Source organism: uncultured Flavobacterium sp. (genome assembly GCF_963974175.1).
Taxonomy (GTDB): Bacteria; Bacteroidota; Bacteroidia; order Flavobacteriales; family Flavobacteriaceae; genus Flavobacterium.
The window spans coordinates 218888-232421 of the sequence record NZ_CAXBBR010000002.1 but is presented as its reverse complement, the minus strand read 5'-3'; the positions used below and the strand labels follow the sequence as shown (position 1 = coordinate 232421).

General features: G+C 34.8%; 13 protein-coding genes. 5 read left to right on the top strand and 8 right to left on the bottom strand.

Annotation, left to right across the window (positions count from 1 at the left end; all coding sequences use genetic code 11):
• Positions 1-63 precede the first annotated feature (63 nt).
• Genes AAC069_RS03940 through AAC069_RS03930 form a run of 3 tightly spaced genes read right to left on the bottom strand, consistent with a single transcriptional unit; the run spans position 64 to position 2142 of the window.
• Positions 64-483, bottom strand: coding sequence for a SufE family protein (locus AAC069_RS03940; protein ID WP_339919200.1), 420 nt, complete (start codon positions 481-483; stop codon positions 64-66).
• Entirely contained in the window at positions 473-916 is a 444-nt protein-coding gene (locus AAC069_RS03935; protein WP_339919199.1) for a hypothetical protein, read from the bottom strand. Before AAC069_RS03935 ends, AAC069_RS03940 begins: the two co-directional genes overlap by 11 nt.
• Positions 917-927: 11 nt before the next feature.
• Positions 928-2142: a cysteine desulfurase gene (locus tag AAC069_RS03930; protein ID WP_339919198.1), complete on the bottom strand. Its 1215-nt coding sequence runs from the start codon at positions 2140-2142 to the stop codon at positions 928-930.
• Between the two features lie 157 nt (positions 2143-2299).
• Between AAC069_RS03930 and AAC069_RS03925 the strand changes: the two genes are divergently transcribed.
• Positions 2300-3646: a serine hydrolase gene (locus tag AAC069_RS03925; RefSeq protein ID WP_339919197.1), complete on the top strand. Its 1347-nt coding sequence runs from the start codon at positions 2300-2302 to the stop codon at positions 3644-3646.
• A gap of 263 nt (positions 3647-3909) precedes the next feature.
• Here the strand turns inward: AAC069_RS03925 and sufD are convergent, their stop codons facing one another.
• The 5 genes from sufD to AAC069_RS03900 form a co-directional block, all read right to left on the bottom strand.
• Entirely contained in the window at positions 3910-5226 is a 1317-nt protein-coding gene (sufD, locus tag AAC069_RS03920) for a Fe-S cluster assembly protein SufD (RefSeq protein ID WP_339919196.1), read from the bottom strand.
• Positions 5227-5305: 79 nt separating this feature from the next.
• On the bottom strand, positions 5306-6058 hold the full coding sequence (gene sufC / locus AAC069_RS03915; RefSeq protein ID WP_339919195.1) for a Fe-S cluster assembly ATPase SufC: 753 nt from the start codon (positions 6056-6058) through the stop codon (positions 5306-5308).
• Positions 6059-6101: 43 nt separating this feature from the next.
• The gene (locus tag AAC069_RS03910; RefSeq protein ID WP_339919194.1) at positions 6102-6491 is read right to left on the bottom strand and encodes a four helix bundle protein; all 390 of its coding nucleotides are present in this window, start codon (positions 6489-6491) and stop codon (positions 6102-6104) included.
• Positions 6492-6567: 76 nt separating this feature from the next.
• On the bottom strand, positions 6568-8016 hold the full coding sequence (gene sufB / locus AAC069_RS03905; RefSeq protein ID WP_339919193.1) for a Fe-S cluster assembly protein SufB: 1449 nt from the start codon (positions 8014-8016) through the stop codon (positions 6568-6570).
• A 111-nt stretch (positions 8017-8127) separates the two neighbouring features.
• Positions 8128-8457, bottom strand: coding sequence for an iron-sulfur cluster assembly accessory protein (locus AAC069_RS03900; RefSeq protein ID WP_339919192.1), 330 nt, complete (start codon positions 8455-8457; stop codon positions 8128-8130).
• Between the two features lie 259 nt (positions 8458-8716).
• Here AAC069_RS03900 and AAC069_RS03895 point away from each other — a divergent pair, with 259 nt between their 5' ends.
• The 4 genes from AAC069_RS03895 (at position 8717) to AAC069_RS03880 (ending at position 13501) form a co-directional block, all read left to right on the top strand.
• Positions 8717-9577 (top strand): MBL fold metallo-hydrolase, encoded by an 861-nt coding sequence (locus AAC069_RS03895; RefSeq protein WP_339919191.1) that lies wholly within the window; start codon positions 8717-8719, stop codon positions 9575-9577.
• Between the two features lie 73 nt (positions 9578-9650).
• On the top strand, positions 9651-11276 hold the full coding sequence (locus AAC069_RS03890) for a S8 family peptidase (RefSeq protein WP_339919190.1): 1626 nt from the start codon (positions 9651-9653) through the stop codon (positions 11274-11276).
• A 60-nt stretch (positions 11277-11336) separates the two neighbouring features.
• Entirely contained in the window at positions 11337-13208 is a 1872-nt protein-coding gene (locus AAC069_RS03885) for a M1 family metallopeptidase (RefSeq protein WP_339919189.1), read from the top strand.
• A 29-nt stretch (positions 13209-13237) separates the two neighbouring features.
• Complete coding sequence (locus AAC069_RS03880) at positions 13238-13501, top strand: hypothetical protein (RefSeq protein WP_339919188.1); 264 nt, start codon at positions 13238-13240, stop codon at positions 13499-13501.
• Positions 13502-13534 lie beyond the last annotated feature (33 nt).

Genomic DNA, 13534 nt, shown 5'->3' with positions numbered 1-13534 from the left:
TCTGTTTTACTTTAATTTTTGGACCATATAAGTTTCTTAATCTAGTCTGCTTATATGTTGGAATTATTTTTGTGAGTTGAATGCCAAAGCATACATTTTTATATTCTTAATCATTGATACTAATCCGTTAGCTCGTGTGGGTGATAAATGTTCTTTTAACCCTATTTCGTCAATAAAATCCATATCGGATTCGAGAATGTCTGAGGCAGTTTGATTTGAAAAAGTACGAATCAAAATGGCGATGATTCCTTTAGTCAAAATCGCATCACTATCGGCGGTGAAGACCACTTTGTCATCGTTTTGCTCTCCTTGCAACCATACTTTCGATTGGCAGCCTTTTATCAAATTACTTTCAGTTTTAAATTCTTCTTTGATTAACGGAAGCTTTTTTCCTAATTCGATGATGTATTCATAGCGCTCCATCCAGTCGTCAAACATGGAGAATTCGTCTACTATTTCATCTTGTATTTCTTTAATTTTCATCGTTTTGTTTTGCAAATGAATTTATTTTATTTACGAATTTTTTAATTTCTTTTGGTGGAAAACCATGGTCAAAACTAGTTGTTTCGTAGGTTTTATCTTGAAACGTGACTTTAAAATTAGCAATAGCTGCACCGTCATACAAACGTTTTTCAGTTGGTGCTTTCAGTTTTCCTAAGCTATCCAATTCCATTTTTTTGAAACAGTTTACTAGTTCTTCCCAGTCTTCGGATGCTATTTTTGTAGCCACGGCTTTGTCTTGTCCGCTTCTATCTTTTGAAATTGTGACCATTTGATTTTGAACCGTTATCTTTTGGTAAAACCCTCTAGAATTTGCGGTGTACTCAATAACAGCAGATTCTAAATCTTGTTTGTTTTGGCCTTCACAGCTTTTTCCAAGAAAAATAGTCAGTAATAATAAAGATAGTATTCTCATCGTTTAAATAGTTAGGATAACATTAGTGTTGCTCTTTTTACTGCTTCAACCATAACGTCAATTTCTTCTTTGGTATTGTAAAAAGAAAATGAAGCTCGTATGGTACCCGGAATATTGAAATAATTCATAATCGGTTGCGCGCAATGATGCCCCGTTCTAACCGCTATTCCTAATTTGTCAATTATGGTGCCAATATCGTATGGATGAATGCCTTCAATATTAAACGAAATTACGGAAGTTTTTTCTTTTGAAGTACCAAAAATTTTCAATCCTTCAATTTCTAGTAAACGTTTGGTTCCGTATTCTAACAATTCCAACTCTTGTTTTTGAATATTTTCAAATCCAACTTCATTCATATAATCGATAGCAGTACCTAAAACGATTCCGCCGGCAATATTTGGCGTACCCGCTTCAAATTTATGAGGCAGTTCAGCATAAGTTGTTTTTTCGAATGTTACCTCTTTGATCATTTCGCCACCACCTTGATAAGGAGGAAGTTTGTTCAACCACGCTTCTTTTCCGTATAAAATTCCAATTCCTGTAGGGCCACATATTTTATGTCCTGAAAAAACATAGAAATCACAATCGAGTTCTTGAACGTCTGGCTTTAAATGGGGAACGGCTTGCGCACCATCAATTAAAACGGCAGCGCCAACAGCATGTGCTTTATCAATCATATACTTGATTGGGTTGATTGTCCCAAGTGCATTTGATATATGATTAGCTGTAACAATCTTTGTCTTTTCGGATAATAACTGGTCATATTCGGCCATGATCAATTCCCCTTTTTCATTCATAGGAATGACTTTTAGGGTAGCGCCTGTTTTCTCGCACAACATTTGCCAAGGCACAATATTACTGTGGTGTTCTAATGCCGAAACTAACACTTCGTCACCCGGTTTCAATATAGCTGCAAATCCGTTAGCTACTAAATTGATTCCAAAAGTAGTTCCGGAAGTAAATAGCACTTCATGGGAAAATTTTGCGTTGATGTGATTTTGAATTTTACCACGTGAAATTTCATAAGCATCAGTAGCCAATTGGCTCAAAGTATGTACTCCGCGATGAATATTGGCATTAATTTCCTGGTAATATTTTGAAATAGCATCAATCACAATTTGTGGTTTCTGCGATGTGGCTCCGTTGTCGAAATAAACTAAAGGTTTTCCGTTAACTTTTTGCGAAAGTATCGGAAAATCGGCTCTTATTTTTTGAATGTCTAGCATAATTATTTAGAAAAGTTCTAAATACAAAAGTACTAAAATCCAATCTGTTTTCAGTGCTAATTTGCTGTTTTTTATGTTTGTTTCTTATGCTTTCATAGAAATATCCTATTGAATTAATAAGGAGAAATTTTACTAAATTGCAGTAAAATAGTATCACATGAAAAAATTCTTCAAAGTCATTGGTTTTGCTTTACTACTAGCTGTTTTCTATATCGGATTCACGACTTATCCTAAATTGGATTTAATTTCGGGCTTTTCAGCCAAAAGTATTGCCTCTGGACATTTTATAGATCATCGTTCGCAAGAAATGATTGAAAAAGGAGATAATGATATAAAATTGATTGACTTGGCCAAAAACAAAATCAATGAGGCAGGAAAATTTGCGACGGCTTCTGTTTATGGTTTGAAAGAAAGAAAAGCAATTTACCGAGAAGGTTTAGGTGCTACTTTAATTGATGATAATTTTGATGTCAATAAACCGTATGATACTCCAAAACGAAATAAAACAGTAAATGATCTAGCTTTTCCGTACGGAGATATGGAGCAAAAAGATACAGTTTTTGCCAATGTTGATTATGCTAAATTGAATTCCGCTGTTGCCAATGCGTTTGATGCAAAAGGGATAGTTGACAAACGAACAAGATCGTTATTAGTGATTTATAAAGACAAAATCATTGCCGAGAAATACGACACGGGTTTTGATAAAAACAGTAAAATTCTAGGTTGGTCTATGACCAAAAGTATTACAGCTACCTTATTTGGAATTCTAGCTAAAGAAAGAAAATACAATGTTAATAAACGGGCTCCCATTGCTGAATGGAAGAATGATGATCGTAAAGTAATTACAACCAGTGATTTGTTGCACATGAAGTCCGGATTGGCTTGGGAGGAGAATTACAGCACGATTTGTGATGCAACTAAAATGCTATTTCAAGCGGAGAACATGGGAAGGGTGCAACTCGAAAAACCAGTAGCTTTTAAACCCAACACGCATTGGAATTATTCCTCTGGAACAACAAACTTGCTATCTTATATTTTGAGAAATCAGTTTAAGACCCATCAAGAATATCTGGATTTTTGGTATTCGGCGTTGATTGATAAAATAGGAATGAAATCGATGGTGGTTGAAACGGATATGGCAGGAAATTTTGTAGGATCATCTTATTCTTGGGCTACTACGAGAGATTGGTCAAAATTTGGTTTGCTGTATTTACATCAAGGGAACTGGAATGGTGAGCAGTTGTTTGATGCTGGTTGGGCTGAATATGTGGCAGCACCAACCAAAGGATCAAAAGGAGATTATGGAGCCCACTTTTGGTTAAATGCCGGAGGTCGTTACCCTGATGCACCAAAGGATTTATACTCGGCTAATGGTTTTCAAGGGCAAAAAGTATTTATTCTTCCGTCGCATGATTTAGTAATTGTTAGAATGGGTTTGACTGAAGATGGTAAATTTGATGTAAACGGAATGTTGAAAGGGATTCTTGGGAGCTTTAAGAAGTAATACGAAAATAGTACGATCCAATGGCAAGAGTGATTTGTAACTAAACTACTTTGGGCTTTAAAAAAAATATAATCAATTGTGATCATTACGAATCAAATTCCAATTTTTACGTCTACTTTTTTTAGCCCCGATAGAAGTGAAAATCCTTTTTAAGGTTTTTACCAAAAAAAAGATTGTAGCGGATAGCGGGAAATAGCTCCAAAAAAATAACCCTTTCAAAGTTCAAAACTCTGAAAGGGTTAAATGTTTTAAGTCCTTAATTATTACAAATCAAATCCAATTTTAACACCTAATTTGTTGGCGATAATTTTAGTAATTCTTTGTTTTAATTCCGGTATTTTGATGCTTTCGATAACAGCATTCGAGAATGCGTACATCAATAAAGCTTTGGCTTCTTTTTGTGGAATTCCACGTTGTTGCATGTAGAACATAGCAGTTTCATCTAATTGTCCGATGGTACAACCGTGTGAACATTTTACATCATCAGCAAAAATCTCTAATTGTGGTTTGGCGTTTATGGTCGCTTTATCACTCAATAGAATATTATTATTTTTTTGGAATGCGTTGGTTTTTTGTGCCTCTTTTTCTACGAAAATCTTCCCGTTGAAAACACCGGTCGAACGGTCAGAAAAGATTCCTTTGTAATCTTGGTGACTTTCACAATTTGGAGTAGCATGTTGTACCAAAGTATAATGGTCTACGTGCTGTTTTTCTCCAATAATCGTAATTCCGTTTAAGTAACTTACTATTCTTTCTCCAAAATGGTAGAAGTTCAAGTTGTTTCTAGTTAGGTTTCCACCAAAAGAAAAAGTATTAACAGCAACACTACTTTCTTGTTTTTGCGACACGTAAGTATTGTCAATCAAATTAGCAGTTAGCTTGTCGTTTTGAATTTTATAGAAATCCACTATGGCACGTTTTTGAGCAAAAATCTCAGTAACCGAATTGGTTAATACTGGATTTTCAGTCAAACTTTGGTGGCGTTCAATAATTTGAACATGTGAATTTTCACCTACAATTACCAAGTTTCTTGGTTGTACCATAAGCGCAGACTCATTTCCTGTTGAGAAATACATGATTTCAATAGGTTTGTCAGCGACTTTGCTTTTTGGAATGTTGATGTAAGCTCCTTCAGTGGCGAAAGCCGTATTCAATGAAGTTAAACTTTCCTCTTTGTTGGCAATTTGATTATAGTAATTGTCAATAATCATCTTGTATTTTGGTTTATTCAATGCCGAAGACATTAAGCAAACATCGATTCCTTCGTGGGTTGTAGACGATAAGTACGAACTGAAAATACCATCAATAAATACTACTTTGTAAGTGTCTACTTCATGTAAAAAATATTTTTTTACATCAGAATATTGAATACTGTTTTCTTTTTTAGGGAAAACGGTAAAGTCGTTTTTTAAGAGAGCATTTAGCGAAGTATATTTCCAAGCTTCATCTTTCTTAGTTGGGAATCCTTTATTTTCAAAGTTTTTCATAGCCGAAGTACGTACATCGTGAAGTTCAGTGTGAACATCAAGGCGCTCTTCAAAAGCCATAAAAGACGAGATTAATTTTTCTTTCAAATCCATTTTCTTTGTTGTTTAAAGTTTAAGGTTTAAAAGTTTAAAGTTGTTGTGGGAACTTTGAACTTTAGACTTTAAACAAATTTTATGCTTCTTGTTCTTGTTTGATCCAGTCGTATCCTCTTTCTTCTAGCTCTAAAGCCAAAGAAGCGTCTCCAGATTTCACAATTTTACCGTTAAGTAAAACATGAACGAAATCAGGAACGATGTAATCTAATAAACGTTGGTAATGCGTAATTACTACAATTGCGTTTTTGTCGCTTTTTAATTTATTAACTCCGTTAGCAACGATACGTAACGCATCGATATCTAATCCAGAATCAGTTTCATCAAGAATGGCTAATTTTGGCTCTAACATCGCCATTTGGAAAATCTCATTACGTTTTTTCTCTCCACCTGAAAATCCTTCGTTAAGAGAACGAGAAAGAAACTTTCTATCGATTTCTAATAATTCTGATTTTTCACGAATCACTTTTAGCATTTCGTTAGCAGGCATTTCTTCCTGTCCGTTTGCTTTACGAGTCTCGTTGATTGCTGTTCTGATGAAGTTCGTTACCGATACTCCTGGGATTTCAACAGGGTATTGAAAAGAAAGGAATACTCCTTTGTGCGCTCTTTCTTCTGGAGCTAATTCACTAAGATCTTCTCCATCTAAAGAGATTTCACCTTCGGTTACCTCATAGTTTTCATTTCCTGCAATGATTGACGCAAGCGTACTTTTTCCGGCACCGTTTGGTCCCATTATCGCGTGAATTTCTCCTGCTTTTACTTCAAGATTAATTCCTTTTAATATTTCTTTATCTCCAATGGAGGCGTGTAAATTTTTTATGCTTAACATCTTTTTTTAGTTGTTTAAAGTTTAAAGTTTAAAGTTCTCGTGTTTACTGAAACTTCGTCCCTTTAAAATCTTTCTTGTTTAAATATGATATAAAATTATTTATTTTTCCACTTAAATTTTCGAAGTCAGTTTTTAATATTTCAAACTTTTCTACGTTAATATAATTGTAATCTAGCACTCTGTATAATTGAGACCTTGTTTCTCCAGCGGATCCTTTTGCAATAGACAAAAACTGTCTAAATTCTAAATTTCCATTTCTTTCAAATCCTTCTGCAATATTATCCATTACTGAACCAGATGAGGCTTTTATTTGATCTCTAAACCTAAAATCATTTTTTAGATCTGTTTCCACAGCAATAAAATGAATTTCTTTGGCTAGTCTCCTGGCTTCTTTCCAAATTTCTAAATCTTCAAAACGTGTAATTGTTGCCATTTATTTTTGTTTAAAGTTAATGTTTAAAGTTATTGATAAGTTGCTCAACTTTAAACCTTAAACTTTAAACTAATTTTTAACCTACAGATCCTTCGAGAGATATTTCCAATAATTTCTGTGCTTCTACAGCAAATTCCATTGGTAACTTATTCAATACGTCTTTACTGAATCCATTCACGATTAAAGCAATTGCCTTCTCAGTTGGAATTCCACGTTGGTTGCAATAGAAAACTTGGTCTTCACCAATTTTACTTGTTGTCGCCTCATGTTCAATTTTTGCTGATGGATTTTTGCTTTCGATATAAGGGAAAGTATGCGCTCCACAGTTGTTACCCATTAATAATGAATCACATTGTGAAAAGTTTCTTGCGTTATCTGCATTTGGTGAAATTCGAACCAAACCACGGTAACTATTTTGCGATTGTCCCGCTGAAATACCTTTAGAAATAATAGTCGATTTAGTGTTTTTCCCTAAATGGATCATTTTTGTTCCAGTATCGGCTTGTTGAAAGTTATTCGTAACAGCAATCGAGTAAAACTCACCTACTGAATTGTCTCCTTTTAATATAACAGATGGATATTTCCAAGTTACTGCAGAACCAGTTTCTACTTGTGTCCAAGAGATTTTTGCGTTTTTCTCACAGATTCCTCTTTTAGTTACAAAGTTAAAAACTCCACCTTTACCTTCTTTATTTCCAGGATACCAGTTTTGTACTGTGGAATATTTAATTTCAGCATCGTCTAAAGCAATTAGTTCAACAACAGCTGCGTGTAGTTGATTTTCATCACGACTTGGTGCAGTACAACCTTCAAGGTAACTTACATAACTACCTTCATCGGCAATTAGTAATGTTCTTTCAAATTGACCTGTTCCAGCTTGATTTATTCTAAAGTATGTTGAAAGTTCCATTGGACAACGAACACCTTTTGGAATATAACAGAATGAACCGTCAGAGAAAACAGCTGAATTCAATGCAGCATAAAAATTATCTTTTTGAGGGACAACAGTTCCTAGATATTTACGAACTAATTCTGGATGCTCTTTAATAGCTTCAGAAATACTCATAAAGATGATTCCTTTCTCGCCTAATGTTTTCTTGAATGTTGTAGCGACTGAAACTGAGTCAACTACGATATCCATTGCTACATTATTCATCATCTTTTGCTCATCGACAGAGATACCTAACTTTTTATACATTTCTAAAAGTTCCGGATCTACATCGTCTAATGTTTTATTAGGGTCTACCGCTTTTGGCGCAGAATAATAAGAAATAGCCTGGAAATCTGGTTTTGTATAATGTACGTTAGCCCACTCTGGCTCGATCATTTCTTGCCAAGCACGAAAAGCCTCTAGACGCCAGTCGGTCATCCATTGTGGTTCTTCTTTTCTGAGCGAGATAGCACGAACGATATCTTCGTTTAAGCCAATAGGAAATGTATCCGATTCTAATTCGGTGTAAAATCCGTACTCATATTCTTTAGTTTCGAGTTCGAGTTTTAAATCGTCTTCTGTGTATTTTGACATTTTTTTTCTAATTAGAACCATTTAGGAATTAAGTTTCATTTGGGCGTTGTATGCGCTTCATTTTCTTAATTTCTATATAGTGTGAAATTTATGTTTTTAATCAATGTGTAATTAAAGTGAGAAACTTTCCCCACATCCACATGTTCTATTTGCATTGGGATTGTTAAAAATGAACCCTTTTCCGTTTATTCCGCCAGAGAACTCTAGAATTGTTCCAGCTAAATAAAGAAAAGATTTTTTCTCCACTGCAATTGTTATTTCGTTGTCTATGAATATTTTATCGTCTTCGCTTTTGGCTTTGTCAAATTTTAAATCATAAGACAAACCGGAGCATCCGCCACTTTTAACGCCTACTCTTACGTAGTCTGTAGCAGCATCAAAACCGTCCTCTTTCATCAAATCGATGATTTTCTTTTTGGCAGTATCTGAAACCTTTATCATTGTTATATTGATTTTGTCTAAATTAACCACAAAGGTACTATATAAAAACCTTTTTCCATAACCGATAACATTTTTATAACTAATAGCAAAATAGAAAAAGTCGATGTGATTTCATTTAAAGCAGATCAATTTTCATAAATTGCAATCTAATTATGGAAAAGACGAAGATTTAAAGGAAAATCTCTTATTTGTTAATGGATAGGGCGATCTAATTAGAATCTTTTAATTCTTCAAATTTTTAATCTTTCAATTCAAAAAAATGAAACTATATCCTATAGAGACCGGAAATTTTAAATTAGATGGTGGCGCAATGTTTGGTGTTGTACCAAAAACCATTTGGAGCCGAACCAATCCAGCCGATGCTAATAATTTGATCGATATCGCCGCAAGATGCCTGCTTATTGAAGATGGTAACCGATTAATTTTAATCGATACCGGAATGGGAGACAAGCAATCAGAGAAATTCTTTGGTTACTATTCGCTTTGGGGTTCTCATTCTATGGATAAATCATTGGCAAAACATGGTTTTAGCCGTGATGACATTACCGATGTTTTTATGACGCATTTGCATTTTGACCATTGTGGTGGAAGTGTGCAATGGAACAAGGACAAAACAGGCTACGAACCAGCTTTTAAAAATGCCAAATTTTGGTCTAATGAAAATCATTGGGAATGGGCTACAAAACCTAATCCTAGAGAAAAAGCATCCTTCTTGTCGGAAAATATTTTACCAATGCAAGAAAGTGGGCAATTGAATTTTATCAAAAGACCCGAAGGCGATTTTCTGGAGGAATCAGAATTAGGGTTTGGAATTTTCTTTGCTGATGGTCATACCGAGAAGCAAATGATTCCGCACATTCAATACAAAGGCAAGACAATTGTTTTCATGGCAGATTTATTGGCGACAGCCGGACACATTCCAGTTGCTTACGTAATGGGATACGATACAAGGCCGTTGTTAACGATGCCTGAAAAAACGAAGTTCTTAAATGCCGCTGCTGACAATGATTATTATTTGTTTCTGGAACACGATGCGCATAATGAGATTATTACCGTACAACATACTGAAAAAGGAGTGCGATTGAAGGAAGTTTTTAAAGCGGACGAAATCTTAACATAGTGTTAATCGTTTTTATTATGTAACAAAATAAATTATTTTAGACAAATATTTACAACTCATAAAGAAATTATCAATGAATAGTATTAAACCGATTTGCCTTTCTGCCTTTGCCGTTTTGGTTTTGGCTGGATGTGGAGCTCAAAAACAAGTTTCAAGTTTTAGTTCTTTAACGGCAATTACTGCCCCTTTAAATGTTAAAAAAACTGCCGCTTTAAAAGAAAATGAATTAAAACGTTGGAGTCATTTAGACATCGTAAATGATACAATTCCTGGAATGAGTGTTGACAGAGCTTATGCAGAACTTCTGAAAGATAAAAAAGGAGTAAAAGTTATTGTTGGAATTGTAGATTCAGGTGTTGATATTGAACATGAGGATTTAAAATCAGTAATTTGGACCAACTCAAAAGAAATTGCGGGTAACGGAATTGATGATGATAAAAATGGATATGTTGATGATATTCATGGTTGGAATTTCCTTGGAGACATCACTAAAGAAAATTTAGAATACGAAAGAATCATCAAGGACAAAAACTTGGTAGATGAAGTAACGTATCAAGAAGCGAAGAAAATTAATGATGAAAAAATAGCTAAAGCACAAGCAGGGAAGACGCGTTTAGAGGGACTTCTAACTAGTACAGCAAGTGCTGATGCTGTTATCGAAAAGGTTTTAGCGAAGCGTGTTTATACTATTGACGAAGTAAATGCAATTGATTCAAAAGACACTTCAATATTAGAAAGTAAAGTAACAATGCAAAGAATGCTTTCTTATGGAATGAGTATAGTTGATCTAGAAAAAGCAATTCAAGGTGATATTGATGAAATGTCTGCCCTTCTTAATGGAGACAATCTAAAACAAAATTACAGAGACGTTGTTGGTGATAACCCAAATGATTTATCGGACACGAAATACGGAAATAATAACGTAATGGGACCAGACAAGGAAAAAATCCTTCACGGAACTCACGTTGCAGGAATCGTTGCTCAAGTTAGAAACAACACTATTGGGGGTGACGGAATTGCAAATAATGTTGAAATTTTGACTGTTCGTGCTGTGCCAGACGGAGACGAATATGATAAAGATATTGCACTTGGAATACGCTATGCAGTTGATAACGGAGCGAAAGTAATCAACGGAAGTTTTGGAAAAAGTTTTTCTCCTCACAAACAATGGGTGTATGATGCCATTAAATATGCTGAAAAGAAAGATGTGTTAATTGTTCACGCTGCCGGGAATGATGCAAAAGATATTGACGGTTACGATAATTTTCCTAACGATTCTGATGATAAAAAAACAGAGTTTGCAGACAATATGATCACTATCGGTGCTTTGAATTTTGAGTATGGTGATAAAGTGGTAGCGCGTTTCTCTAACATTGGAAAAGTGAATGTTGATGTTTTTGCACCAGGAGTAAAAATTTATGCTACAACGCCAAATAACACTTACAAATATTTGCAAGGAACTTCAATGGCCGCGCCAAACGTTGCTGGAGTTGCCGCTCTAATTCGTTCGTATTACCCAACATTAACGGCATCACAAGTAAAACACATTTTGATGGATTCAGGTGTAGCGATTAGTGAAACTGTCGTTGTAGGAGGGAATCCAAAAGACAGTCGTTCTTTTACGACTTTGTCTCAATCAGGAAAAATAGTGAACGCATACAACGCCTTATTAATGGCGGATAAGATGTCGAGAAAATAAATAGAATAGTTAGAAACCCAATGGAAGGACAACTGTCCTTCCATTTTTTATTTAAATACCATGAAAAAACTGCTGTTAATTTCTTTTATTACTTTCAATGTAGGAGCTATCTCTGCACAAAGCACGGCTTATTGGCAACAACATGTTGACTACAAGATGGACGTTGCGATGGACGTTAAAAACTATCAATACAAAGGGAAGCAAGAATTAGTGTATACTAATAATTCGCCAGATACTTTGAGAAAAGTGTATTATCACTTATTCAATAATGCATTTCAACCAGGAAGTGAAATGGATGCACGACTACATAGCATCAAAGATCCTGACGGAAGAATGGTGAACAAAGTAAAAGTAGATGGTAAAGAGGTTAAAGTAAGTCGTATTGAAGGGCTAAAGCCAAATGAAATAGGTTACTTAAATATTACCAACTTTAAACAAGATGGTGTTGCCGCTGAAACAAAAACAGTAAGTACAATTCTTGAAGTTACTTTGGCTAAGCCAATTCTGCCAAATAGCAAAACTACTTTTACCTTAGATTTTGATGGACAGGTTCCAGTACAAATTCGTCGTTCTGGTAGAAATAATTCAGAAGGAGTTGAATTGTCGATGGCACAATGGTATCCCAAAATGGCCGAATTTGATTTTGAAGGTTGGCATGCTGATCCTTATATCGCTAGAGAATTTCACGGTGTTTGGGGAGATTTTGATGTAAATATTACAATTGACAAAGACTATACTTTAGGAGGTTCAGGGTATTTACAAAACCAAAATGAAATTGGACACGGATACGAAGATGCGGGTGTTAACGTAAACTATCCTAAGAAACTAAAAATGTTGACTTGGCATTTCGTAGCGCCAATGGTTCATGATTTTGCTTGGGCTGCTGACAAAAACTACATGCACGACATCGTAAAAGGACCAAATGATGTTGACTTACACTTCCTTTATAAAAACTATCCGAAAACTATTGAAAATTGGAAAAAATTGCAGCCTATGATGGTCAATGTAATGGATTTTTTCAATAAAAATATTGGGAACTATCCGTACAAACAATATTCATTTATCCAAGGGGGAGATGGCGGAATGGAATATGCCATGAGTACATTGATGCTAGGAAATGGAACTCTTGAAGGGATTTTTGGAACGGCTACGCATGAAATGGGACATTCTTGGTTCCAACACGTTTTGGCTTCAAATGAGTCTAAGCATCCATGGATGGACGAAGGGTTTACAACCTATGTTTCAGATTTAGCGGAAAATGAATTCTCTGATAAAAAAGTGGCAAACCCTTTTGAAGGAAATTACAAGGCTTATTATAGTTTAGTGAATTCAGGGAAAGAGCAACCGCAAACTACCCATGGGGATCGTTATGATGAAAACAGACCGTATAGTATTTCGTCTTATGTAAAAGGAAGTATGTTTTTGTCACAATTAAACTACTTGATAGGAAAAGATAAAACAGCAGAAACCATCAAAAGGTATTTCCATGATTTTAAATTCAAACATCCTACACCTAATGATATCAAAAGAACCGCTGAACGTGTTTCGGGCGCTAATTTAGATTGGTATTTAGTAGACTGGACACAAACGTTGAATACGATCGATTATGGTATCAAAGCGGTAACGGATAATGGCGACAAAACGACTGTAAGTTTAGAAAGAATTGGTAGAATGCCAATGCCTATTGACTTACTAGTAGAGTATACTGATGGGACTACTGAAAGCTTTTATGTTCCCTTACGTTTGATGAGTTTCGAAAAAGCAAATCCGAATCCTGAAGTAAAAAGAACGGTATTGAACGACTGGACTTGGGCACAATCTAATTATGATTTTACTATTGCTAAAGCAAAAAGTACGATCAAGAAAATCACTATCGATCCAAGCGGATTAATGGCTGATGTGAAACAGGAAAATAATGTTTTTAAACAATAATTAGTAGTACTAAATTTAAGTAGTGGTTCATGAACATTAACTATAACGAATCTAAAAAATCAATCGAGATTAAGGATGGACTTAAAAACTATGTCTTTTTATTGAACTTTCTGATGATTTTAAATCTACTGAATGCGATTCTAAATTTATCTGACGTAGAAGCAAGTTTTGGTTTCATGAAAATGATATGGTTGGTGTTAGGAGTTGTTTCAATTGTGATACTTTATAATTCTATTTTTAAAAAATCAACAAGAGAAAAAATACCAATCGATCAAATAAAAGGATTGAATTAGCGGATTTTTTTAGGAAGAAAAAAATATTTTATA

Coding starts and splice junctions, on each gene's coding strand:
- AAC069_RS03940 (WP_339919200.1), bottom strand. CDS start 483: ATGAAAATTAAAGAAATACAAGATGAAATAGTAGACGAATTCTCCATG.
- AAC069_RS03935 (WP_339919199.1), bottom strand. CDS start 916: ATGAGAATACTATCTTTATTATTACTGACTATTTTTCTTGGAAAAAGC.
- AAC069_RS03930 (WP_339919198.1), bottom strand. CDS start 2,142: ATGCTAGACATTCAAAAAATAAGAGCCGATTTTCCGATACTTTCGCAA.
- AAC069_RS03925 (WP_339919197.1), top strand. CDS start 2,300: ATGAAAAAATTCTTCAAAGTCATTGGTTTTGCTTTACTACTAGCTGTT.
- sufD (WP_339919196.1), bottom strand. CDS start 5,226: ATGGATTTGAAAGAAAAATTAATCTCGTCTTTTATGGCTTTTGAAGAG.
- sufC (WP_339919195.1), bottom strand. CDS start 6,058: ATGTTAAGCATAAAAAATTTACACGCCTCCATTGGAGATAAAGAAATA.
- AAC069_RS03910 (WP_339919194.1), bottom strand. CDS start 6,491: ATGGCAACAATTACACGTTTTGAAGATTTAGAAATTTGGAAAGAAGCC.
- sufB (WP_339919193.1), bottom strand. CDS start 8,016: ATGTCAAAATACACAGAAGACGATTTAAAACTCGAACTCGAAACTAAA.
- AAC069_RS03900 (WP_339919192.1), bottom strand. CDS start 8,457: ATGATAAAGGTTTCAGATACTGCCAAAAAGAAAATCATCGATTTGATG.
- AAC069_RS03895 (WP_339919191.1), top strand. CDS start 8,717: ATGAAACTATATCCTATAGAGACCGGAAATTTTAAATTAGATGGTGGC.
- AAC069_RS03890 (WP_339919190.1), top strand. CDS start 9,651: ATGAATAGTATTAAACCGATTTGCCTTTCTGCCTTTGCCGTTTTGGTT.
- AAC069_RS03885 (WP_339919189.1), top strand. CDS start 11,337: ATGAAAAAACTGCTGTTAATTTCTTTTATTACTTTCAATGTAGGAGCT.
- AAC069_RS03880 (WP_339919188.1), top strand. CDS start 13,238: ATGAACATTAACTATAACGAATCTAAAAAATCAATCGAGATTAAGGAT.